Origin of the sequence: Streptomyces sp. 5K101, assembly GCF_046506645.1 — a bacterium.
In the GTDB taxonomy this organism is placed as follows: domain Bacteria; phylum Actinomycetota; class Actinomycetes; order Streptomycetales; family Streptomycetaceae; genus Streptomyces.
Genome location: NZ_JBKFFO010000014.1, coordinates 14,325 through 38,301, shown reverse-complemented (window position 1 = coordinate 38,301; position 23,977 = coordinate 14,325). Strand labels below are relative to the sequence as shown.

The 23,977-nt window shown below is 72.1% G+C and carries 19 protein-coding genes; 7 read left to right on the top strand and 12 right to left on the bottom strand.

Translation table 11 applies throughout. From position 1 onward, the window contains the following. The first annotated feature begins 2 nt into the window (after positions 1–2). The 5 genes from ACLB9X_RS25110 to ACLB9X_RS25090 all read left to right on the top strand — a co-directional run bounded on the left by ACLB9X_RS25110 (position 3) and on the right by ACLB9X_RS25090 (position 6,192). A complete protein-coding gene (locus ACLB9X_RS25110) occupies positions 3–1,277 on the top strand; it encodes an MFS transporter (protein WP_410362653.1) in 1,275 nt (424 codons plus the stop codon). A gap of 217 nt (positions 1,278–1,494) precedes the next feature. Continuing rightward, entirely contained in the window at positions 1,495–2,142 is a 648-nt protein-coding gene (locus ACLB9X_RS25105) for a L,D-transpeptidase family protein (protein ID WP_410362789.1), read from the top strand. Between the two features lie 138 nt (positions 2,143–2,280). Beyond that, positions 2,281–3,282, top strand: a complete 1,002-nt coding sequence (locus ACLB9X_RS25100; protein ID WP_410362652.1) for a sigma-70 family RNA polymerase sigma factor — start codon at positions 2,281–2,283, stop codon at positions 3,280–3,282. Between the two features lie 427 nt (positions 3,283–3,709). Beyond that, a complete protein-coding gene (locus ACLB9X_RS25095) occupies positions 3,710–5,848 on the top strand; it encodes a hypothetical protein (RefSeq protein ID WP_410362651.1) in 2,139 nt (712 codons plus the stop codon). 68 nt (positions 5,849–5,916) lie between these two features. Further along, positions 5,917–6,192, top strand: a complete 276-nt coding sequence (locus ACLB9X_RS25090; RefSeq protein ID WP_410362650.1) for a hypothetical protein — start codon at positions 5,917–5,919, stop codon at positions 6,190–6,192. On the opposite strand, the gene ACLB9X_RS25085 is transcribed toward ACLB9X_RS25090, so the two are convergent. From ACLB9X_RS25085 to ACLB9X_RS25030, 12 genes are all read right to left on the bottom strand, one after another. Beyond that, on the bottom strand, positions 6,189–6,617 hold the full coding sequence (locus ACLB9X_RS25085) for an STAS domain-containing protein (RefSeq protein ID WP_410362649.1): 429 nt from the start codon (positions 6,615–6,617) through the stop codon (positions 6,189–6,191). The genes ACLB9X_RS25090 and ACLB9X_RS25085 overlap by 4 nt on opposite strands. Positions 6,618–6,712: 95 nt before the next feature. Continuing rightward, entirely contained in the window at positions 6,713–7,990 is a 1,278-nt protein-coding gene (locus tag ACLB9X_RS25080; protein ID WP_410362648.1) for a thymidine phosphorylase, read from the bottom strand. A 120-nt stretch (positions 7,991–8,110) separates the two neighbouring features. Continuing rightward, the gene (locus ACLB9X_RS25075; protein WP_410362647.1) at positions 8,111–8,506 is read right to left on the bottom strand and encodes a cytidine deaminase; all 396 of its coding nucleotides are present in this window, start codon (positions 8,504–8,506) and stop codon (positions 8,111–8,113) included. Continuing rightward, entirely contained in the window at positions 8,503–9,774 is a 1,272-nt protein-coding gene (locus ACLB9X_RS25070) for an ABC transporter permease (protein WP_410362646.1), read from the bottom strand. Before ACLB9X_RS25070 ends, ACLB9X_RS25075 begins: the two co-directional genes overlap by 4 nt. Before the next feature lie 88 nt (positions 9,775–9,862). Beyond that, positions 9,863–10,975, bottom strand: a complete 1,113-nt coding sequence (locus ACLB9X_RS25065; RefSeq protein WP_410362645.1) for an ABC transporter permease — start codon at positions 10,973–10,975, stop codon at positions 9,863–9,865. Further along, the gene (locus tag ACLB9X_RS25060) at positions 10,972–12,618 is read right to left on the bottom strand and encodes an ABC transporter ATP-binding protein (RefSeq protein ID WP_410362788.1); all 1,647 of its coding nucleotides are present in this window, start codon (positions 12,616–12,618) and stop codon (positions 10,972–10,974) included. Before ACLB9X_RS25060 ends, ACLB9X_RS25065 begins: the two co-directional genes overlap by 4 nt. A 174-nt stretch (positions 12,619–12,792) precedes the next feature. Further along, the gene (locus tag ACLB9X_RS25055) at positions 12,793–13,842 is read right to left on the bottom strand and encodes a BMP family protein (protein ID WP_410362644.1); all 1,050 of its coding nucleotides are present in this window, start codon (positions 13,840–13,842) and stop codon (positions 12,793–12,795) included. Between the two features lie 258 nt (positions 13,843–14,100). Then, positions 14,101–15,369, bottom strand: coding sequence for an amidohydrolase (locus ACLB9X_RS25050; protein WP_410362787.1), 1,269 nt, complete (start codon positions 15,367–15,369; stop codon positions 14,101–14,103). Positions 15,370–15,551: 182 nt separating this feature from the next. Then, positions 15,552–16,598 carry a hypothetical protein gene (locus ACLB9X_RS25045; protein ID WP_410362643.1) on the bottom strand — a complete coding sequence of 349 codons (1,047 nt, stop codon included), beginning with the start codon at positions 16,596–16,598 and terminating at the stop codon, positions 15,552–15,554. A gap of 551 nt (positions 16,599–17,149) precedes the next feature. Beyond that, a complete protein-coding gene (locus ACLB9X_RS25040) occupies positions 17,150–18,073 on the bottom strand; it encodes an N-acetylneuraminate synthase family protein (protein ID WP_177153177.1) in 924 nt (307 codons plus the stop codon). Positions 18,074–18,087: 14 nt separating this feature from the next. Continuing rightward, the gene (locus ACLB9X_RS25035) at positions 18,088–19,305 is read right to left on the bottom strand and encodes a cytidylyltransferase domain-containing protein (protein WP_410362642.1); all 1,218 of its coding nucleotides are present in this window, start codon (positions 19,303–19,305) and stop codon (positions 18,088–18,090) included. 490 nt (positions 19,306–19,795) lie between these two features. Then, complete coding sequence (locus tag ACLB9X_RS25030; protein WP_410362641.1) at positions 19,796–21,112, bottom strand: DUF6716 putative glycosyltransferase; 1,317 nt, start codon at positions 21,110–21,112, stop codon at positions 19,796–19,798. 187 nt (positions 21,113–21,299) lie between these two features. Between ACLB9X_RS25030 and ACLB9X_RS25025 the strand changes: the two genes are divergently transcribed. Both ACLB9X_RS25025 and ACLB9X_RS25020 read left to right on the top strand, forming a co-directional pair. Continuing rightward, complete coding sequence (locus ACLB9X_RS25025; protein ID WP_410362640.1) at positions 21,300–22,283, top strand: glycosyltransferase family 2 protein; 984 nt, start codon at positions 21,300–21,302, stop codon at positions 22,281–22,283. Continuing rightward, positions 22,283–23,599 (top strand): polysialyltransferase family glycosyltransferase, encoded by a 1,317-nt coding sequence (locus ACLB9X_RS25020; RefSeq protein ID WP_410362639.1) that lies wholly within the window; start codon positions 22,283–22,285, stop codon positions 23,597–23,599. Before ACLB9X_RS25025 ends, ACLB9X_RS25020 begins: the two co-directional genes overlap by 1 nt. Positions 23,600–23,977: the final 378 nt, after the last annotated feature.

The following is a 23,977-nucleotide window of genomic DNA, read 5'->3' as shown; positions in this document are numbered from 1 at the left end:
GTATGCCTCCTGCCAGTACCAAGGCGCCCACCACCGTGGGCGCCGCCTCGCCGTCCCCCGTCACCGACACCAGGCTCTCCCCCGGCGCGCCCGGCTACCGCCGCATGAGCTTCGCGCTCTTCGCCGCCGGCATGGCGACCTTCGCCCTGCTCTACTCCACCCAGCCACTGCTCCCCGCCGTCTCCGCCGACTTCGGCGTGACCGCCGGCGCCGCCAGTTGGACGGTGTCCGCCGCGACGGGCGCGCTGGCCCTGTGCGTGCTGCCGCTGAGCGCCCTGTCCGAGCGCTTCGGCCGACGTACGGTGATGACCGTGTCGCTGGCCGTGGCGGTCGTCCTCGGCCTGCTGGTGCCGTTCGCACCGAACCTGGAGTGGCTGGTGGCGCTGCGCGCCCTGCAGGGCGCGGCACTGGCGGGACTGCCGGCCTCGGCGATGGCGTATCTCGCGGAGGAGGTCAGGCCCAAGGCGCTGGTGGCGGCGATCGGCCTGTTCGTCGCGGGCAACAGCATCGGCGGCATGAGCGGCCGCATCCTCACCGGCTGGGTGGCCCAGCTCGCGGACTGGCGCGTCGCGCTCGCCGCGGTCGGCGTGATGGCGCTGGCGTGCGCGCTCGTCTTCCGGGCGCTGCTCCCCCGGGCACGGCACTTCGCACCCGGCTCGCTCAGCCCCCTCGCCCTGGCCAGGACGGTCCGCGGCCACCTGTCCGACCCGCTGCTGATGCGGCTGTACGCGATCGGCGCGCTCTTCATGACCGTCTTCGGCGCGGTCTACACGGTGATCGGCTACCGGCTGGTGGAGGCTCCGTTCGGCCTGCCCCAGGGCGTGATCGGCTCGATCTTCCTGGTCTACCTCGTCGGCACCGTCTCGTCCGCCGCCGCCGGGAAGCTGGTCGGGCGGCTGGGCCGGCGCGGCGCGCTGTACCTCGCGGTCACCACGACGGCCGCCGGTCTGCTGCTCTCGCTGGCGGACTCGCTGGCCGCCGTGCTGCTCGGCCTGGTCCTGATCACCGCCGGATTCTTCGCCGGCCACGCGGTCGCGTCGTCCGCGGTGAGCCGTACAGCGAAGACCGGCCGCGCCCAGGCGTCGGCGCTGTACCAGTCCGCGTACTACCTGGGCAGCAGCGCGGGCGGCACGCTCGGCGCGGTCGCCTTCCACGCCGGCGGCTGGTCCGGCACGGTGCTCCTCGGGCTGTTGGCGGTGCTCGGCGTCGTGTCGGTCACGCTGTACGGGACGCACGCGGCGCGGGTGCAGGAGCGGCGTATCGCGGCGGCCGCGTAACGCCCCCCGCCTCCCCCGCGTCCACGACGACACCCCCTCCCGGGCCTCCCGCGTCCCAAGTCGAATACGTCGCGAATACGTCCCCCGTCCGTGCAACTACCGCCCCCCTTCGCGTGTCTCAACCGGCAGACCGTCCCACCGGAAGGCATGTGAAGGGGAGTTGGGGGACATGAGGGGCAGAATAGGACGTACGGGAGTGCTGCTCGGGTTGACCGGCATGCTGCTCCCGCTCGGCGTCGCACTCGGCAGCGGCACCGCGCACGCCGCGTCGTGCACCACGTCGACGGGCCCGTACCAGAAGCAGGTCGAGAAGTTCCTCGGCCGCCCGGTCGACGGGCGACAGTCGGCCGCCGACTGCAAGGCCACCCGCGCCTTCCAGGCCAAGCACGGCATCACACCCACCATCGGCTACGCGGGCCCGATCACCTGGCGCACGATGAGCACGATGCTCGCGCAGCGGGCGGCGGGGAAGAACCCGAACAAGGCGGGCAAGTGCCCGACCAACAAAGGCCGGATCGCGTGCGTCGACCTGACCCGGCAGCTCAGCTGGATCCAGGACGGCAGGACGCTCAAGTACGGCCCGGTGCCGGTGCGCACCGGAAAGAACGGCACGGAGACCCGCACCGGCGCAAAGAAGATCTACTGGCGCAACATCAACCACTGGTCGACGCTCTACAACGTCCGCATGCCGTACGCGCAGTTCTTCGACGGCGGCCAGGCCTTCCACTCCACGACGAAGTCCGTCTGGAACCCGCCGGGGTCCGGCGGCTGCGTGAACATGCGCTCCGCGGACGCGAAGGCATACTGGAATCTGCTGAAGAACGGCGACGACGTCTATGTGTACGGGCGCAAGCCCGGCACCTGAGCCCATCGGCCACACACCCCTCGACGGTCCCACGGGAGCGTCCCCGCCGCTCCCGGCTCCACCGGCCCGGACCGGATTGTCAGTGGGCTGCGGTAGCTTGCGTACCGCCGGTGCCGATGGGCGACAGGGGTGGACCAGATGAGTGACCTCGCTACGCAGGATCTCGACGCACGGCTGGAGAAGCACCGCAGGGAGCTGACCGGCTACTGCTACCGCATGCTGGGCTCGTCCTTCGAGGCCGAGGACGCGGTCCAGGACACGATGGTCCGCGCCTGGCGGAACATCGAGAAGTTCGAGGGGCGCTCGTCGCTGCGCTCCTGGCTCTACCGCATCGCGACGAACGTCTGCCTGGACATGCTCAACGCGGGCAACCGCCGCGCGCGGCCGATGGACCTGACGGACCCCACCCCGGTCGCCCAGGCCCGGCTCAACGCCCGTCCGGAGATCACCTGGCTGGAGCCGGTGCCGGACGGGCGCGTGCTGCCGTCGGTCGTGGACCCGGCGGAGACGGCCGTGGAGCGGGAGACGATCCGGCTGGCCTTCGTCGCGGCGCTCCAGCACCTGCCGGCCAAGCAGCGGGCCGTGCTGATCCTTCGCGAGGTGCTGGCCTGGAAGGCGAGCGAGGTGGCCGAGCTGCTGGGCACCACGGTGGCCTCGGTGAACAGCGCCCTGCAGCGCGCCCGCGCCACGCTCGCCGAGCAGGAGCCGACGGCCTCGGACGCGGCGGACCCGCTGGACGAGAAGCAGCAGGACCTGCTGAACCGCTATGTCGCGGCCTTCGAGGGATACGACATGAAGGCCCTGACGGCGCTGCTCCACGAGGACGCGACGATGTCCATGCCGCCGTACGACCTGTGGCTGCGCGGGCACGACGACATCGTGGGCTGGATGCTGGGCGTCGGCGAGGTCTGCCGCGGCTCCCGGCTGGTCCCGACCGTGGCGAACGGCGTCCCGGCCTTCGCGCACTACCACCCGAGCCAGGACGGCGAGGGCTACGAGCCGTGGGCCCTGATCGTCCTGGAGCTGCGGGACGGCAAGGTCGGCGGGATGGACTTCTTCCTGGACACCAAGCGCTGGTTCCCCCTGTTCGACCTGCCGGCCCGCCTGGACAAGTCCGGGGCGCCAATGACCGACCGGTGATCTTCCGTGCACCGCCGGTGCCGCCCCGGCGGATGGCCCACCCCTCGGCTCGCGACTCCTCCGCCTGGGAATGCGAGCCGATCACCTGAGTCCACTTTCAGGCCCGCGAGGACGGTCCCGCGTCCTGGACGGGGCGTCGTTCGAGGTGCCGTCCGGCGGGCTGACCACGGTGGTCGGCGCACGGCCCGGCCCGCGGGCCCGGCGGCAGCGTCCGTGACAGAGGGCCCGGGCCGCGGGTCCCGGTCGGGGGCCTGGGGCAGGGGCCTGCCCGGGGCCTCGGCCGGGTTCTCCCGTCTGAGGGGGGCGAGGCAGGCGTCCAAGGGCGGCCGAAGCGTACAACCTTTCGGCCGCCGCGCCGGTCTGGTGGGTGTGGCGCCCCGGCGTCCCGCCCGCCCCGCTCGTCCCTCGCCCGAGGAGGCCCAGCGCCTTGTCCCGTTCCCACGCCCGTGTCCGCCCGTCCCGGCTCCGGCTGACCACCGCCCTCGCCGTCACGCTCGCCACCGCCGCCGTGGCCGTGCCGGGCGTCGCGACGGCCGCTCCCGCCGCCGTGGGGCAGGAGCGGACGGCCGAGGCTGCGCTCCCCGTGCTCGACACGTCGGACCGCGTCGACAGCGTCGGTTCCACCGGCTTCCTCACCTCCGATCACGACGTCGCCGACTGGTGGCGGTACGACGGCACCTCGACACCGCTCCCGAGCGACGGGGGGTACACCAGGTACTTGGGCGCCGCCGAGACCGACATCGTGGTGGGGAGCAGGGGCACCCGCCACACCGTCCAGGACATGGCGAAGGGCGGGGACCCGGTCGTCGTCGACACCCCGGACTCGTACGAGCTGCGCCAGGTCAACGGCTCGACGCTCGTCATGAACGACACGGCCACCGACACCCTTCACCTCGTCAGCCGGGAGCCGGGCGGCCGGACCGTCGACCGCAAGGTGACCGGGCTCCCTTCCGGGAAGCTCTGGATCGTCTCCCCCACGGCCCCCGGCACGGTGGCAGTCCAGCTGGTGAACACCGACTTCTCCGCGTACCGCCTCGCCGTGGTCGACGTCGCCACGGCCGCCGTCACCCAGACGTACGACATGGGCGGCTACGCCTACAGCGTGCAGGTGACGCCGGATCACGTGGCCTGGCAGTTCGGTGACGGCGGGACCAAGGTCATCGACCGTCACACCGGGGCGACCGAAGTCCTGCCCCACTGGGCCTCGTTCGCCTTCGGTGACGACTGGCTCGCGATCAGGGAGGACACCCGGCTCACGTTCCGGTCGCTGAAGGACGGCCACACCGTCGAGCCGTTCCGGTTCGCGAACCAGGTGACGCCCGGCCCCGGCGGCACGCTCCTCGTGCGCGGCGGCACGGTGGCGGACGGCTGGGGGGTGTTCCGGGTCGCCCTCGACGGGGCCGGCGAGCCGGCGGTGACCATGGTGGCGGACATCCCCGACGCCCCCGAACTCACTCTGAAGAGCCTGACGGTACCGAGCCGGATCACCTCCTTCGCGTACAAGTCGGCGAGGTTCGCCTGGGAGTTCAACGAGGAGTGGGCGAGCGTCCGCTTCGATCTGACCCATACCGCCACCGGCCGCACGGTGCGCCTCGACGACGAGATGAACCCGTTCATCGACTGGGACGGCACCCTGGGCAACAGCTTCGGCGCCTACAACGGCACGTACACCTGGAAGATGACCGCAACCTCGGAGCAGCGCTTCGGCCCGGCCGTCGTACGGACGGGCAGCCTCACCGTGGCACGCCCGGCGCAGCCGCGCGACTTCAACGACAACGGCGGGGCCGACGCGCTCGTCCGCGACAGCTCGGGCAACCTCTCCGCGTACGGAATCGGCCAGCTGACCGCCATGAAGGAGGTCGAGTGCCACGACGCCGGCTGCTCGCCCACCGTCACCAAGCCTGACCCGGAGCGCCTCGGCACCGGGTGGAACACGTACACGCTGATGGCCTCACCCGGGAACGTGGCCGGCGGGGTCGCCGACGACGTCGTGGGCCGGGACCGCGACGGCGTGCTGTGGCTCCACCAGAGCGAGAAGCAGAAGCTGCTGCCCCGCACGAAGATCGGCGGCGGCTGGCAGGTCTACAACAAGATCACCGGCGGGTCCGACCTGAACGCCGACGGACGGGGCGACCTGCTCGCCACCGACACCTCCGGCGTCCTGTGGTTCTACGCCTCCACCGGCGACGCCGCCAAGCCCTTCAAGCCCCGCGTCAGGATCGGCGGCGGCTGGCAGTTCTACAACCTCCTCACCGCCCCCGGCAACATCGCCGGAGCCACCGGCGGCGACCTCCTCGCCCGCGACAAGGACGGCGTCCTGTGGCTCTACCTCGGCAAGGGCGACGGCACCTTCACCGCCCGCCGCCAGATCGGCGGCGGCTGGCAGAAGTACACCCACATCATCCCGGCCGGCACGAACTCCCTCCACGGCGTGGCCGACATCTACGCCATCGGCCCCACCGGCTCCGCGACCTACACCGGCACCAACAGCACCACCCGCCCCTTCTCCCCGGCCTACACCCTCCCCCTGCGCACCGACTCCACCACCTACAAGACCTTCTTCTAGGCCCCGCCGCCGCGCCCGCCGGGTCCCGGGTCACGTCGCAGGCCAGCGCGGTCCGGGAGGATGGAAGCATGCGTTCTCTGTTCGTCGGCGACAGCATGACCATCGGACGCGCCAGCGACTGGATCTGGCGGCACCGCACGTGGCGGCACCTGGAGGCGGTGCTGCCGCGCGGGTACGAGATCGTGGGGCCGCGCTCCGGCCTGCACGTCTGGCGAGGGCGACCCGGCCGACCCGCAGGGGTACGCCGATCCCGCGTTCCCGGCCATCGCCCGCCGGCACCTCGCCGGGTGGGCGAGGGGTGTCTGCACATGCCGTACCGCGCCGGGGAGGCGGTCGCGGCCTAGGGGCCGACCCGCACGGTGGACTCCCCCAGCCCGGCCGGTCCGGACAGCCCGACGAGGCCGAGCAGGGCCACCAGGTCGGGCGGGGCGTTCCGCACGCATATGCGGGTGCCGTGGCGGCGGGCGGTGAGCTGGAGGCGGGCGAGCGCGTCGACGACGGAGAGCGAGGTCTGAGCGAGTCCGCCGACGTCGCAGACGACCTCGGGCCGGCACCGCCGCGCCGCACCGTCCCCCGCCGCCGCGTCCGGGTCAGGCGCAGTGTCCGCCGCCGCGCGGGCGGCGCCCGGCGCCGGGTCGTCTTCCCACGCCGTTCCCGGAGGCGACGCCGTCGCGCCGGCGTCCCTCAGGAGAGCGGTCAACTCCTCGCACAGGCCGGGCGCATCGCCGGGGGCGACCCTCCCGGCGATGCGCATGACGATCGGCTGCATGGCGTCCACATGGGGATGACCGGCACCGCGGCGGGAACTCATCGCGGCGGCCCGCGCGGTCTCGCCCCCTGCCGGGCTCCGGGGGACCCGCGCGCTCAGGCGATGCGGTCCAGCACGATCGGGCTCGCCGTGAACTCCGTGTTCGGCGGGGCGATGTCGAAGGCGCCCTCCAGGGACTTCAGTGCGTACGCGAACTTCTCCGGCGTGTCCGTGTGCAGGGTCAGCAGGCGCTGGCCCGCCGTCACCGGCTCGCCCGGCTTGGCGTGGATCTCGATGCCCGCGCCCGCCTGGACCTGGTCCTCCTTGCGGGCGCGGCCCGCACCGAGGCGCCAGGCGGCGACGCCGACGTCGTACGCGTCGAGACGGGTCAGGACGCCCGAGGACGGGGCCGTGACGACGTGCTGCTCGCGGGCGACCGGCAGGGTGGCGTCGGGGTCGCCGCCCTGCGCGGCGATCATGCGGCGCCAGACGTCCATGGCGGAGCCGTCGGCGAGCGCCTTCGCCGGGTCGGCGTCCTTGATGCCGGCCGCGGCGAGCATCTCCCGGGCGAGGGCCACCGTGAGGTCGATGACGTCCTGGGGGCCGCCGCCGGCCAGGACCTCGACGGACTCGCGGACCTCGAGCGCGTTGCCCGCCGTCAGGCCCAGCGGCGTCGACATGTCGGTGAGCAGGGCGACGGTGCGCACCCCGCTGTCGGTGCCCAACGCGACCATCGTGGAGGCCAGTTCACGGGCGTCGTCGATGTTCTTCATGAACGCGCCGGTGCCGACCTTCACGTCCAGGACGAGCGACCCGGTGCCCTCGGCGATCTTCTTCGACATGATCGAGGACGCGATCAGCGGGATCGCCTCGACAGTGCCGGTGACGTCCCGCAGGGCGTAGAGCTTCTTGTCCGCGGGCGCGAGCCCGTCGCCCGCGGCGCAGATGACGGCGCCGGTGGTGTCGAGGACGTGCAGCATCTCCTCGTTGGACAGCAGCGCGCGCCAGCCGGGGATGGACTCCAGCTTGTCGAGCGTGCCGCCGGTGTGGCCGAGGCCGCGCCCGGACAGCTGCGGCACGGCCGCGCCGCACGCGGCGACCAGCGGCGCGAGCGGCAGTGTGATCTTGTCGCCGACGCCGCCGGTGGAGTGCTTGTCGGCGGTCGGGCGGCTCAGCGAGGAGAAGTCCATGCGCTCACCGCTGGCGATCATCGCGGCGGTCCAGCGGGCGATCTCCGTGCGGTTCATGCCGTTCAGCAGGATGGCCATGGCGAGCGCCGACATCTGCTCGTCGGCGACCTCGCCGCGGGTGTAGGCGTCGATGACCCAGTCGATCTGCTCGTCGCTCAGCTCGCCCCGGTCCCGCTTGGTGCGGATGACGGAGATGACGTCCATGGCATTCCTCCAGAGTCGCTCCACGCGGCCGAGGTGGCTCTACGCGCATAGAGCAAGGGTAGGGGAGCGGCCCTCCCACCGGAGCGGAAGGGCCGCGGGGAACAAAGGCGAACACAGGGGTTACGACAGATGGGCGGGGCCGAAGGCGTGCGGCAGCATCTCGGAGAGCGGCAGGACACCCGCCGGGGTGTCCATCAGCAGCTCCGGCCCGCCGAACTCGTACAGCAGTTGACGGCAGCGGCCGCACGGCACGAGCAGCGCGCCCTCGCCGTCCACGCACGTGAAGTGCGTGAGCCGGCCACCGCCGGTCGCATGCAGCTGCGAGACCAGCCCGCACTCGGCGCACAGGCCGAGCCCGTACGAGGCGTTCTCGACGTTGCAGCCCGTGATCGTGCGGCCGTCGTCGACGAGGGCCGCGACCCCGACCGGGAAGCCCGAGTAGGGGGCGTACGCGTGCGACATCGCCTCGCGCGCCAGCTCCCGCAGGGCCTCCCAGTCGACAGCAGGTGTGGTCACTTGCCCTGGCCCCTGCGGTAGGGCAGGCCGTCCGCCTTGGGCATCCTCAGCCGTTGCGCGGACAGCGCCAGGACGAGGAGCGTGGTGACGTACGGCGCGGCGTCGACGAACTGGCTGGGCAGCTCGTCGGTCAGCGCGTACCAGGTGAACAGCAGCGCCGAGACCGCGGCCGAGATCACGGCCTGGAGGTACTTCTTCTTGTACAGCTGCCACACCACGACGATCAGCAGCAGGATCGCCAGCAGCAACAGCATCGCGTGGACGTTCACCGCGCCGCCGCGCAGCTTGAGGCTGTCGGTGAAGCCGAACAGGCCGGCGCCCAGCGCCATTCCGCCCGGCATCCAGTTGCCGAAGATCATGGCGGCGAGACCGATGTAGCCGCGGCCGCCGGTCTGGCCCTCCTGGTAGATGCCGGTGGAGACGATGGCGAGGAAGGCGCCGCCGAGACCGGCGAGCCCGCCGGAGACGACGACGGCGATGTACTTGTACTTGTAGACGTTGACGCCGAGGGACTCGGCGGCCACCGGGTTCTCACCGCAGGAGCGCAGCCGCAGGCCGAATCCGGTGCGCCACAGCACCCACCAGGTGCCGGGGATGAGCAGGATCGCGACGACGGTCAGCAACGACAGGTTGGTGATCAGCCCGCCCAGCACCCCGGCGAGGTCGGAGACGAAGAACCAGTGCTTGCCCTGGATGTCGGCCAGCCACTCCGAGAGCCCCGGAATCGTGATCCGGTCGATCGGGTCGATGCGCGGGGACTGCTTGGAGGAGCCGCCCTCGGCCTCGCCGAAGGTGAAGTTCGACAGGTAGCGGGTGAGGCCGGTGGCCAGGATGGTGATGGCGACACCGGAGACGATGTGGTTGACGTTGAATGTCACCGTCATCACGGCGTGCAGCAGACCGCCGACCGCGCCGCCCGCGATGCCGAGCAGGACGCCGCTCCACGGGCCCCACTGGTAGCCGGCGAAGGCGCCGAACCAGGTGCCGAGGATCATCATGCCCTCGAGACCGATGTTGACCACGCCGGCCCGCTCCGACCACAGACCGCCGAGACCGGCGAGGCCGATGGGCACGGCGAGCTGGAGGGCGCCGGAGATCTGGCCGACGGAGGTGAGGTCCTCGGCACCGCTGATCGTGCGGACCAGCGAGAACAGCAGCAGGCCGCCCGCGATGATCAGCAGGATGACGGGCAGGGACAGCTTGCGGCGGCCGCCGCCCTTTTTGGGCGCGGTGCTGGTCATCGAGACCGTGCTCGTGGACTCGCTCATGCCGTCCTCACTTCATTCGCTTCTCCGCCCGCTCGGCAGGCAGGCGCGGCCATCGTCGTCTGCGGGCCGGTGGCCTCGCGTGCGTCGCTCACGAGACAACCTCTTCCTTGTTCTTGCGCGCCTGCGCGGCGAGTTCCTCGCCGACCTTCTGCTGCTGCCGGCGCAGTCCGTACTGGCGGACGATCTCGTAGGACACGACGACCGCGATCACGATCAGGCCCTGCATGATCGTGGCGAGTTCCTTCTCGTAGCCCGCGAGTCCCAGGCCCTCGGCCGTCTTGTCCAGGAAGGCGAAGAGCAGCGAGGCGAAGAGGATGCCGATCGGGTTGTTGCGGCCGAGCAGGGCGATGCCGATGGCCGTGAAACCGACACCCACCGGGAAGCTGAGGCTGTACGTGTGGGTCTGGCCGAGCAGCATCGGCATGCCGGCGAGACCGGCCATGGCACCGGAGATCAGCATCGCGGTGAGGATCATCCGCTTGGCGTCGACGCCGCTCGCCTGCGCGGCGGACTCACTGGCGCCGGTGGCGCGCAGGTCGAAGCCGAAGCGGGTGCGGTTCAGGACGAACCAGTAGACGATGCCGAGCGCGAAGGCGACGAACGTGAAGCCGTAGATGAACCCGCCCTGGCCCATGTCCAGACCGGGGACCCAGCCGGACTCGGCGATCTCACCGGTCGTCAGGTCGTTGGAGCCCGGCAGCTGCACGCCGAGGTTCCTCGGCAGGATCAGCCAGGCGATCAGGCTGGTGGCGATGGCGTTCAGCATGATCGTGGAGACGACCTCGCTGACACCGCGGGTGGTCTTCAGGACACCCGCGATACCGGCCCAGAACGCGCCGACCGCCATGGCGACGAACACGATCAGCAGGACGTGCAGCGGCCCGGGCAGCTCGACCGCCGCACCGACGACTGCGGCCAGCATCACGGCGAGGCGGTACTGGCCGTCGACGCCGATGTTGAACAGGTTCATCCGGAAGCCGATGGCCACGGCGAGGGACGCCAGGTAGTAGATGCCGGTCTGATTGATGATCAGCACCTGGACGTCGGTGAACTCGAGCTGCTCCGCCATGAGCCGGTACGGCTCGAAGGGGTTGCGGTCCGAGAGGAGCAGCACCACGGAGGTGAGCAGGAAGGCCACGACCAGCGCGAGCACCGGGCCGGCCAGGCCCAGGATCAGCCGGTCCTTGTCGAACTTCTTCATCGGCCCTCACCGTTCTCAGGCTGCTCGTGGTGCTCCAGGTGGCCGCTGGCCGCGCCGGTCATGGCCGAACCCAGCTCCTCGGGGGTGATCGTGGCGGGGTCGGCGTCCGCGACCAGGCGGCCGCGGTACATCACCCGCAGGGTGTCGGAGAGCCCGATCAGCTCGTCCAGGTCGGCGGAGATCAGCAGGACGGCGAGTCCCTCGTGGCGCGCCTCGCGGATCTGGTCCCAGATCTGCGCCTGCGCGCCGACGTCCACACCGCGGGTGGGGTGGGCGGCGATGAGCAGCTTGGGCGCGTGGCTCATCTCGCGGCCGACGATCAGCTTCTGCTGGTTGCCGCCGGACAGGGAGGCGGCGGTGACCTCGATGCCGGGCGTGCGCACGTCGTACTCGCGGACGATGCGCTCGGTGTCCTTGCGGGCCGCCTTGAGGTCGAGCAGTCCGCGCTTGCTGTTGGGACGCTCGGTGACATGGCCGAGGATGCGGTTCTCCCACAGCGGGGACTCCAGTAGCAGTCCGTGCCGGTGGCGGTCCTCGGGGATGTAACCGATGCCGTACTCGCGCCGCTTGCGGGTGGGCGCGTGCGAGATGTCCGTCCCACCGAGATTGATCACACCGCCGTCGGGGTCGCGCATGCCCATGAGCGCCTCGATGAGCTCGGTCTGACCGTTGCCCTCGACGCCGGCGATGCCCATGACCTCGCCCTTGTGGATGGTGAAGGTGATGCCCGCGAGGACCTCGCGGACGACGCCGTCGGGGTCGGTGGCGGTCAGCCGCAGGCCGTCCACGTCGAGCATCGGCACCTTGGTCACCGTCGACTCGCGGGTCTCCGGCGAGGGCAGCTCGGCACCCACCATCAGCTCGGCGAGCTGCTTGGGCGTGGTACTGGCGGGGTCGGCCGTGCCCACGGTCGTGCCGCGGCGGATGACCGTGATGTCGTCGGCGACCGACAGCACCTCGCCCAGCTTGTGCGAGATGAAGATGACGGTCAGGCCCTCGGCCTTGAGCTCGCGCAGGTTGTCGAAGAGCGCGTCGACCTCCTGCGGCACGAGCACGGCCGTCGGCTCGTCGAGGATCAGGGTGCGGGCGCCGCGGTAGAGGACCTTGAGGATCTCCACGCGCTGGCGGTCGGCGACGCCGAGCTGCTCGACGAGGACGTCGGGGCGCACGCCGAGGCCGTAGGCGTCGGAGATCTCCTGGATCTTCTTGCGGGCGCGGGAGCCGATGCCGTACAGCTTCTCGCCGCCGAGGACGACGTTCTCCAGCACGGTGAGGTTGTCCGCCAGCATGAAGTGCTGGTGGACCATGCCGATGCCGCGGGCGATGGCGTCGGCGGGGCTGGAGAAGGTGACGTGGTCGCCGTCGACGGTGATGGTGCCCTCGTCCGGCTTCTGCATGCCGTAGAGGATCTTCATCAGGGTCGACTTGCCGGCACCGTTCTCACCGACGAGGGCGTGCACGGTGCCCTTGCGGACGGTGATGTCGATGTCGTGGTTGGCGACGACGCCGGGGAAGCGCTTGGTGATGCCGCGCAGTTCTACGGCAGCAGCCGACGGCGGTGACGGACTGGACGCGTTGATGACGCACTCTCCTTGGCGGGAAAGGGTGCCGGCAGGTCGGGGCGGGCGGCTGCTGGCGGGCAGGCGGGAAGGGCGGAATCGGCGGGCAGGGGATGGGGCGAAGCTATCGCGCCGAGGTGTTGTCTACGCGCGTAGCGATCCCGAATGAGAAAAACCGGTGGCCACAACTCGGTCCGGGCCCGCGGGTGCGGGGCCCGGACCGAGTCCGTACGGAAGACCAGGTGGACCTCCGGCGCCTTACGGCGCCGTCTGGACCTTGATCGTGCCGGCGGTGATGCCGGCCTTGGCCTTGTCGACCGCCGTGATGACGTCGGTCATCTTGGTGAAGGCCGGGTTGGACCGGGACAGGGCGACGCCGTCGTCCTGGAGGCCGTAGCGGACCTCACCGGTCTGCGGCTTGCCGTCCTTGACCGACTTGATCAGGTTGAACACGGCGCCCGAGACGTTCTTGGTCACCGAGGTCAGGATCTGGTCCTTGTAGGCGGCCAGGCCCTTCTGGTTGTACTGGTCCGAGTCGACGCCGATGGCCCACTTCTTGGCCTTGGCGGTCGCCTCGATGGAGCCCGCGCCGGCGAGACCGGCGGCGGCGTAGATCACGTCGGCGCCCGCGTCGAGCTGGCCCTGCGCGGCGGCCTTGCCGAGGTCCGGCTTCGAGAAGCCACCGAAGTCCGGCGGCTGGGTCAGGTACTGGACCTTGACGTTGACGTTCTTGTCGGTGTCCTTGACGCCCTGGACGAAGCCCGCCTCGAACTTCTTGATCAGCGGGGTCTCGACACCGCCGATGAAGCCGACCGTCTTGGACTTGGTCACCTTGGCGGCGGCGACGCCGGCCAGGTAGGAGCCCTGCTCCTCGTTGAAGACGAGGTTGGCGATGTTCGGGCCGGTCTTCGAGGTGTCGTCGATGAGGCCGAAGGTGGTCTTCGGGAACTTCGGCGCGACCTCGGCGATGGCCGGGGCGTAGGCGAAGCCGACGCCGATCACGGGGTTGTTGCCGGCGCGGGCCAGGGCGGTGAGGCGCTGGACCTTGTCGGGGTCGCCCTCGCCCTCGCTGGGCTCCTGCTCGGTGCCCTTGATGTCGAGTTCCTTCTCGGCCTTCTCCAGACCGGCGTACGCGGCGTCGTTGAAGGACTGGTCGCCGCGGCCGCCGATGTCATACGCGATGGCGGCCTTGCCGCCCTTGTCGTCCGAACCTGCGGAGGTCGACGATTCGCTGCCACACGCGGTGGCAGACAGCGCGAGAGCCGCGGACGCGATGCCCACGGTGGCGATCCTGGTGATCCGGCGCACGGGGGGGCTCCTTAAACCTGACCGAAAGCGCCACTTCCGGCGCTGGGTTCGCGGCGATCGTAACGCGCGTAGATGTCAGTTAAAGACCCGTTCATCAGTCGTTATCGGATCGTCGCGAACCAGCCACGCCCCTTGGACGACGTGCCGGGGCGGGGGGTGGGCCTCCGCACCCCCGGCATGTCGTCGGCGGGCCCGGCTCGGACGTCCGTACGACGTCCGGGCCGGGCGAACGCTCAGCGGGCCACCGGGCGGACGGCTTCAGCGGGCACCGAGACCTTCCAGCAGGGCCGCGGCGGTGAACAGCTCGACGCCGGCCGTGATGGCCTCCTCGTCGACGTCGAAGTCCCCGCGGTGCAGGTCGCGGCGCGTGGTGTCGCCGGGGGTCCGCACCCCGAGGCGGGCCATGGCGCCCGGCACGTGCTCCAGGTACCAGGAGAAGTCCTCGCCGCCGAGGCTCTGCTCCGTGTCCTCGATCGCATACGGTCCGCGGCGCGCGGCGTGCGCGTCGCGCAGCAGCTCGGTGACGGCCGGGTCGTTGACGACGGGCGGCACCCCGCGGATGTAGTCGATCTGCGACTTGGCCCGGTGCAGCGTGGCGACCTCGTCGATCGCGGCGTGCACCAGGTCGGGGGCGGCGCGCCAGCCCGCCAGGTCCAGGCAGCGCACGGTGCCGGAGAGCTCGGCGTGCTGGGGGATCACGTTGGGCGCGTGACCGGCCGTGATGCGGCCCCAGGTGACGGCGAGCCCGGAGCGCGAGTCGACGCGGCGGGAGAGCAGGGCCGGGACCTCGATGGCGAGCTTCGCGGCGGCGGTGACCATGTCCGTCGTCAGATGCGGCCGGGCGGTGTGGCCGCCGGGTCCGTCCAGGGAGACCTCGATCCGGTCGCAGGCCGAGGTGATCGGGCCGGGCCGCAGCCCGATCGAACCCGCGTCGACCCGGGGGTCGCAGTGAACCGCGATGATCTTGCCGACGCCGTCGAGGACACCGCATTCGACCGCGTCGGCCGCGCCGCCGGGCAGGACCTCCTCGGCGGGCTGGAAGAGCAGCCGCACCGGCTGGGCCAGCAGGCCCTGCCGGTCGAGCTCGGCGAGCACCAGTCCGGCCCCGAGGACCGTGGTGGTGTGCACGTCGTGACCGCAGGCGTGGGCGCGGTCGGGCACGGTGGAGCGGTAGGGGACGCCGCTCTTGGTGTCCGGGATGGGGAGGGCGTCGATGTCGGCGCGGATCGCGAAGAGGGGCCGTCCGGGAGCCGAGTCGGTGCCGATGTCACAGACGAGTCCGGTGCCCATGGAGAGGACCCGCGGCTTCAGGCCGGCCCGCTCGAGGCGGTCCTTGATCGCCGCGGTGGTGCGGAACTCCTGGTTCCCGAGCTCGGGGTGCATGTGGAGGTCGCGCCGGAAGGCGACGAGCTCCGTACGCAACGGCTCGGTCAGCCTGCCGGGCAGTGCGGCGTCGCCCGGCGTCGCGCCCGTGCGGGGCGCTGCATCGGCGCCGGGCGTCTCGGCTTCTTCGGACTCGCGGGACATCAACTGGTTCACCCAGTGAAGGGTATGCCCCTCCGGCCCCCAACTGCCGTGCGATCAACAAAAGATCAGCCTCATAGGGGAAGAAAACCTGGTGCGAGGCGCATAGCCGAATGCCGTTGTGGGTAAACTCACTCGCTCTTTTTGTCAGGTCGGTTCCCGTCCCGGGCGCCGGCCGCACCCCTTCACACGGGCGCCGGCAGCCGGTACACGTCACGGGCCGTGCCCGTGACGACCGCGAGGAATCCCTGCGCGCGCGGGGATGCGCTCGCCCTGAGCCACTCCGGCGCGATGTCGCAGACCGCCACCTTGATGCCCGTGCCCGCGAGGGCCAGCGGAAGGGTGTGCACGACCGTCGAAGGAAAACTCAGCACCGTTGAGCCTATCGGGCCCCTGCGGGCGATCAGCTCCAGCGGAAGGTCGGGGCGGACCACTTCCAGGCACGTCTCGGCGGCGAGCCGGTGCAGCTTGTCGGCGCTCTCCCGGCGGTGGGCGAAGTAGCGGGTGGCGCCGTGGGCGCGGGCCAGCGTCGCGACCGCGTCCAGGTACTGCTCCAGGTCCACGACGCCCGTCTCCACGAGGGACGTCCCGACCATGTCGGCGCCCCGTGTGAGGGTCGGCGGCCCGAAGCGCTCCCGCGTCCAGGCGAAGTCGTTCGCCGTGACGGTGACCCCGGGCGTCGGCTCCACGGGCATCGAGGTGAAGACCTCGACCGTACGGGTCCGGGAGGGGCTCAGCCTGCGCCGGGCCATGAACGTCACCGGTGCGAGCACCAGCTCGCGCGGGCCGCGGCGGCCGCCGCGGCGGTGCCAGCGCACCAGCTGCTCGCCGCGGGCGACCTGCGCGACGAACTCCATGGTCGCCGTGCCGTCGTCGACCACGGTGAGGTTCTTGCCGCCGACGAGCGTCAGCAGGAGCTGGACGTAGCGGGAGAACGGGTCCCCGATCACGATCCGCTCGGCCCGGCGCAGTGCCGGGCCCAGTTCGCGGATGGTCCGCAGGGGCGCGCCGGCCCCGCCGCGCGCCTCCTGCCAGCGGACCGTGAACCCCTCGCCACGGGCCAGCTCCGCCATGCGGCGCAGCTGGCCCCGCGACATGGGGTCGGTGGGCGACAGGACGACCACGGTGAGGTCGGCCGCGGGGTCACCGGTCGGGGCGGCACCGGAACCGGCGTGGGCCCACTCCAGGACGTTCAGGAGCTGGACCGGGCTCTCGACGAACGCGAGATTCACTGGTTTCACCTCGTGATGCCGGATCGGCGCGCCCGGCGGAGCCGGGGGCCTGGATGGATACGCCCGCGTGCACCGGGCGCCGCCGCGGGGAGCACACGGCGCGTGCGTGGCCCGGCTGTGCGGGCGTGCGCAGCCGGGTGGTTTGCGCGTACGGGCACGCATGCCCGGCTTGTACGGCCGCGCGCGCCTGCGGGGCGCGCACCGCTGCGGGCGTGCGCCGCTGCGTGGCTCGTGCGTACCGGGACGCACAGCCGACTCGTACGGCCGCGCGCGCCTGCGGGGCGCGCACCGCTGCGGGCGTGCGCCGCTGCGTGGCTCGCACGTACGCGGACGCACAGCCGACTCGTACGGCCGCGCGCGCCTGACCGGCTTGCGCGGTCTCGTCGGGCCGCGCGGCCTGTGCGGTCACGCGGGTGTGCGGGGCGCGTCGCGCCGCTGCGGGAGTGAGGGACCGCGCAGTGCGCTCCGTGCGTGCGGACACCCCGCGCTCCCCGCGCCGGGCGCGAGTGGCCCGGCGCGGCGGGAGCGGCAGCGCCGTGACGGCAGGGCCGTCAGACCGCGGCAGGCTCACGGTCGTCCGCCTCGGCCACGACGCCGGCCACGCGGCGCAGCTTCTTCATCGGGCCGAGCTCGCTCTCGTAGACCTTCTTGACGCCGTCGCCGAGCGACTCCTCCACGACGCGGATGTCGCGGACGAGGCGGGTCAGGCCCTGCGGCTCCACGGAGGCGGCCTGGTCGGAGCCCCACATGGCGCGGTCGAGGGTGATGTGGCGCTCGATGAACGTGGCGCCCAGGGCGACGGCGGCGAGGGTGGTCTGCAGACCGGTCTCGTGGCCGGAGTAGCCGATCGGCACGTTCGGGTACTCGGCCTGCAGCGTGTTGATGACGCGCAGGTTGAGCTCCTCGGCCTTCGCCGGGTACGTCGAGGTGGCGTGGCAGAGCAGGATGTTCTCGCTGCCCAGGACCTCGACCGCGTGGCGGATCTGCTTCGGGGTGGACATGCCCGTCGAGAGGATGATCGTGCGGCCGGTGGCGCGCAGGGCGCGCAGCAGCTCGTCGTCCGTGAGGGAGGCGGAGGCGACCTTGTGCGCCGGAACGTCGAACTTCTCCAGGAAGGCGACGGCCTCGGTGTCCCACGGGGACGCGAACCAGTCGATGCCGCGCTTCTTGCAGTGCTCGTCGATCGCGCGGTACTCATCCTCGCCGAACTCGACGCGGTGGCGGTAGTCGATGTACGTCATACGGCCCCAGGGGGTGTCGCGCTCGATGTCCCACTGGTCGCGCGGCGTGCAGATCTCCGGCGTGCGCTTCTGGAACTTGACCGCGTCGCAGCCCGCGTCGGCGGCCACGTCGATCAGCTTGAACGCGTTCTCCAGGTCACCGTTGTGGTTGATGCCGATCTCGCCGGTGACGTAGACGGGACGGCCGGGGCCGGCGGTCTTGCTGCCGAGGGTGCGCAGACGGGTGGTGCTCATGGGGGGGTATTTCCTTACTTCTCGGGGGACAGGGGGGTGGTTTCGGGGGTGTGGAGGTGCGGGCCGAGGAGCCAGGCGGCGATCTCGCGGATCGCGCCCTCTCCGCCGGGCGTGGCAGTGACGGCACGCGCGGCGGCCCGTACGGAGTCGTGCGCGCTCGCGACGGCCACGGGCCAGCCGACGAGGTGGAAGCACGGAAGGTCGTTGACGTCGTTGCCGACGTACAGGACGCGCTCGGGCGCGATCCCCTTCTCCTCGCACCACTGCTTGAGGGCGAGGTCCTTTCGGTCGATGCCGTGCAGGACGGGGACCTGGAGCTTGCGGGCGCGGGCGGCGACGACCGGGTTCTGCTCGGTGGACAGGATCAGCAGCTCCAGTCCGGCCCTGCGCAGGTGGGAGACGCCGAGGCCGTCGCCGCGGTGGACGGCGACGATCTCGCGGCCGTCCGCGTCGATGAGGACCCGGTCGTCGGTCTGGGTGCCGTCGAAGTCCAGGACGACCGCGTCGACGTCCTCGCGGGCGGGCAGCACGGCGGCGTCCAGCAGCGGCGCGAGCGCCCGCGCGCGGGCCAGGTCGTGCGGGTCGTCGACCTCGAGGACGCGGGCGGGATCGGTGCGTACGAGTGCGGTGCGGCCGAAGAACCGGTGGCCGGCCTCGCGGAAGCCCGCGGCGTTCATCGCGTACGCGGCACCGGTCTCCAGGAAGTCCTGCGGACGGTCCTGGCGGCGGGGCCGGAAGGACGCGTCGTGGTTGACGCCGTGGCCGGAGCCGGCGGCCTGCCCGTCGGCGGGCTCGCTCTCGCGCCACACGAAGCCGTGGAAGGGGGCGACGGTCACCGCGCTGTCCGCGCCGTCCTCGACGACTGCGCGGGCGACGCCCTCGATGTCCTCGCGGGCGACGAACGGGCTGGTGCACTGCACGAGCAGCACCACCTCGACGCGGTCGCCGTGCACGGCCTCGTGCGCGTCCATGGCGTGCAGGACGGCGGACTCGCTCGTGGCGGTGTCACCGGCGATGGCGGCGGGCCGCAGCACGACCTCGGCACCCGCGGAGCGCGCGGCGGCGGCGATGTCGGCGTCGTCCGTGGAGACGGCGACGTGGGTCACCAGCGGCGCGTCCAGGCAGGCGCGCACGGCCCGCGCGACGAGCGGCACACCGGCGACGGGCGCCAGGTTCTTGGCCGGGACGCCCTTGGACCCGCCCCGGGCGGGGATCACGGCGAGAACGGTCATCGGGGCTCCTGAACAGTACGAGTGCGGTGCGGCCCCCGCGGGGGCCTCGTGCGGTCCGCCACGGCGGGCACCGGGCGGCTGGCGCGGTCCGCCGTGCGGACGGGGCGGTCCGCCGTGCCGGCGGCAGCGGTGGGACGGCCGGTGGCTGGTGCCGCCAGGCACCGGGCCGGGGCCATCGCCACGGATGCGGCGCGGTCCGCCGTGCGGGCGGCAGTGGGGCGGCCCGTGGCCGGAGCCGCCGCTCCCCCGCCGGTGGAAGTCGCCACGGATGCGGCACGGCTGGGCGCCACGGGGTGGCCGGGCGCCGCCGCGCCGGCGGCAGCGGTGGGGCGGCCGGTGGCAGGAGCCGTCAGGCGCCGGGCCGGGGCGACCGGCCCCGGGTTCGTCGGGCGGCCCCCCGCGGACGCGGTGGCGCGGCCGGGCGCGGTGGGACGGCCCGCCGGGAACGCCGGGCGGCTGGGGGCCGCTTCGTGCGGGGGCAGTGGCGGGGTCACAGTTCGCCCATCCGGCGGATGACCGGGGCCACGCGCTGGACGCCGTGGCGGTAGGCGCCGCGTGCCGCCTCGCGGATCGCGTCGCGTACCACCCGACGCAGGCCCGTGACCTCCGCCTTCGGGGCCGCGCCGGGCAGCGGGGTGCCGTCGGGGGCCAGGTGGTGGCGGGCGAGGATGTTCGGCAGGTAGCCCGGCGCCGTGCTCGGCGTGTAGTACGGCGCGATCGGCCCCGGCCCGTCGCCGAGCAGCAGCTTCGCGACCCGCGCACGGGCCTCGTCGAAGGCGCTCTCGTACGAGCCTTCGGCGGCCACGCCCTGACGGGCCAGCCACTCGGCGTCGGGCTCGGGACGGTGGCCGCCGTCCAGCCGGTCCCAGGACGTCAGCAGGCCCGAGCCGAGGAAGTGGTGGTTGCCGAGCACCTCGCGCACACCGAGGTCGCTGAGGACCGCGGTGGGGATGCGGCGGTGCAGGGACTCCAGCGCGGCGGTCGAGGAGACCGTGACCAACAGATCCGTGCGGTCCAGGACCTCGCCCATGTTCCCGTAGACCAGGCGGAAGTTGGACGGCAGTCCGCCCGGCAGCCGGTCCGCGAGCTTCTGGTACGGCAGCTCCTCCAGGTGCGTGGTGTGCTCGCCCGGCTTGGACCGGAGCTTGAGCAGCACCTCGCGCCGCGGGTGCAGCCGGGCATGCTCGACGAGGCGGCGCAGCAGGTACGCACGGTCGGCGCGGCTGTCCGGCACGGACGGCTGGGCGGCGAAGACGACGGTGTCGCGCCCCTCCTCCGGCCGGTACGGAGCGCCGCCGAGGAAGGGCAGCGCGGCCTCGGTCACGGCCGAGGCGTCGGCGCCCACTCCCTCGTACACGGCGCGGAAACGGTCCGCGTCGTGGCGGGAGTTGGCGAGGACGACGTCCGCCCCGTGGCGCAGCAGCAGGCCGTCGGCGAGCTTCTCGTAGACGACGCCCACGTAGCCGGTGACGACGACGGGCCGGCGCGTCAGGCCCAGCGCGGCGAGTCCGTGCAGCATGGCCTGGACGCCGCCGCCGACGAGCGCGAGGACGACGACGTCGTACGCGCCGTCCTTGACCGCCCGCAGGAACTCGTTCCCCGTCACCTCGCGCATCGCGTCGGCCTGCACGCCCACCTCGGCGAGCTGGCGGGGCGTCGGCGTGGCCCGGCCGCGCAACAGGAATCCGCTCAGCTCCACGGCGGTGCTCGGGGCGATACGGCGCGCGGTGAGCGCACCCCATTTCCACCGGGTGTCGGAGTCGGCGAGTACGGCTACCCGTACGGCCTCGCTGGTACGTGTTGGCACGTCGAGGACGCTAGGAAGGCATTTCGTTTCACGGCCCAACTCGACTGCAACAACGGGTTAACAGCGCACCTACGGACGGGGCAGTCACCCCGGAAATGGGCCGGTTAACAAAGTCGACGCTCTGCGTTCACCTCCCATCCCTCCGGCAGTCGATACGAATGCCGTGTGGCGACCTAGCGTCGCGCGGGTGGTTAAGCTCTCCGTCATCGTGCCGTTCTACAACGTGCAGACATACGCCCCGGACACACTGAAAAGCCTGCAGGCGAACGCCCGCGAGGACTTCGAGTTCCTTCTCGTCGACGACTGCTCGACGGACGGCACTCCGGAGATCCTGGAGCGGGCGGAGCGCTCGGTCCCGGGCGCTGTCCTGATCAGACATGAGCAGAACGGCGGGCTCGCCACCGCCCGCAACACCGGCCTGGACGCCGCGCGCGGCGAGTACGTCACCTTCCTCGACGGCGACGACTGGCTGGCGCCCGGGCACTTCGCGGCGCTGCTCGCCGCCCACGAGAGCCTCGGCGTCGACTTCGTCCGTACGGACCACGTCCAGTGCACGGGCCGCGAGCGCAAGGTGCACCGGGCGCCCGTCGGCCGGCGCGGCGAGGTGCTGCGGCCGCGCGACTGGATCCTGCCCGCCGACCGCTCCACCGGCGTCGACTACCCCTACGCATGGGCCGGGATGTACCACCGCAGGCTCGTCGACCGGGGGCTGCTGCACTTCACGCACGGGCTGCGCACGGCGGAGGACCGGCCCTGGATCTGGCGGCTGCACCGCGAGGCGGAGACATTCGCGACGATCAGCCGGCTCGGCATCTTCTACCGGCGCGGAGTCGCTTCGTCGCTGACACAGATCGGCGACATCCGGCAGCTCGATTTCATCAAGGCATTCGACCAGGTGCTCCATGAAACGGCGAACGACCCGGAGGCCGATCGCCTTCTTCCGAAGGCCGTCCGTACATACTGTGCCGTCATTTCCCACCACTTGGGATCGATCGAAAGGTTCGAGCCCGCCGTGGCACGGAAATTGCGCACCATGAGTGCCGCCGCCCTGAAGCGCATGCCGCAGGACATTCTCAACGAGGCACTCGACTCGATGGACGTCGAACGCGCCTCCCGGCTCCGCCGGGTGCGCCGCCGCCCCGCCCCGCTCACCGTGGAGGCGGCGGCCTGATGCCCACGACCCAGATCTTCTACGCGTCCTCCCTCTACGGAGCGGCGACCGTGGCCGCCGCGATCGACAGCGGCTGCTTCGCCACCGCGGACCGGCGGCTCCTGCTCGTCGCGAACAACGCGACCACGCCCGAGACCACGCCGTCCCTGGACGAGATGCCCGGCTTCGAGCGGCTGCGCGGCCGCTTCGACGGGGTGCTGTCGTGGAACGACGCCATCTCCCCCTTCCACCCCGGCGGCTGGACGCCGCGCGCGGACGACATCCCCCTGTGGGAGAGGTACCTGCGGCAGCTGTGGGACCTCGGCGACGACCGCATCGAGCTGGCCGTCGAGTCGATCCAGGTCGCGCCCGCCCTGTCGATCGCGCAGCTCTTCCCGGACGCGACGCTCGACGTGTACGCGGACGGGCTGATGAGCTACGGCCCCACCCGCAACAAGATCGACCCGCTGGTCGGGGAGCGCGTGCGGCGGCTGTTCCACCTGGACCTGGTGCCGGGTCTGCGGCCCCTGCTGCTGGCCGAGTTCGGGGCCGAGCCGCAGCTCGTGCCGACCGAGGCGTTCGTCAAGATCGTCGCGGAGCTGTCGGACGTCGTGCCGGAAGCCGTACCCGGTGTCGGGGAGGGCCCGGCGCTGCTGCTGGGCCAGTACCTGGCGGCGCTCGGCATCATCACACCCGCGGAGGAGGAGGCACAGCACCTGCGCATGCTGCGGGCCGCGGTCGAACTAGGCCACCGGAACGTGGTGTTCAAACCGCATCCGACGGCCCCGGCGTCCTGGACCCGGACGCTGGAGCGCGAGGCGGAGTCGCTGGGCGTCGACCTCACGGTCGTGGACCGGCCGCTGCTCGCCGAGGTGCTCTACCGGCAGCTGCGGCCCGGCCTGGTCGCGGGCTGCTTCTCGACGGCGCTGTTCACGGCGGCCACGTTCTACGGCATCCCCGTCGCCCGGATTGGCACGGAGCCGCTGCTGGACCGGCTCACTCCGTACCAGAACAGCAACCGCGTGCCGCTGACGGTGGTCGACGCGCTGGTCCCGAACCTCGCGGAGGGCAAGGCCGGTGCGCCGGCGGAGGCGGACGAGCGGCTGACCGGACTACTGAGCGCGGTGGGCTTCGCGATGCAGCCGCAGATCCGCGCGGATCTGCGGCCGGCGGCGGAACGGTTCCTGAGCACGGCGCTCGACGGGTCGACGGTGCGCTACTTCAAGCGCCGCCGCCTGACGGTACTGGGCCTGCCGGGCGGCCTCCCGGTCCCCCGCCACGCGGCGGTCCGCCGCGTGGTCCGCCGCGCCCGCCGCCTGAAGCGCGCCCTGAGCTGACGGGGGGCGCGTGGCGCCTGCGGCGGGCTGTTCCCCTGCCCGCCCTGCCCCTGCGGCTTGGCGGCCGTGGGAGCCCATCCCGTCACCGGGGCAAGCTTGGGCCCGCCGGTCTGCGCTCCGGGCGGTGTCGGGGGGTGCGCCCTGGGGCCGCCCGCTGCGCACTGCCGGCGTGGGGTGGCCCCCAGCGCCTCAAATTACACCAACGGCCTGGCGGCCATGGGAGGCACCCCAATCCGTAACCGGGGCAAGCCCGGACCCCAGCGCCCTCCAGGCGGTGTTCGGGGGCGCTGCCCCGGGACCCGGCCCCCTACGCCCCTGCGGGCGTGGGATGACCCCAGCGCCTCAAACTCTTGCGACGCCCTGGCGGCCGTGGGGAGG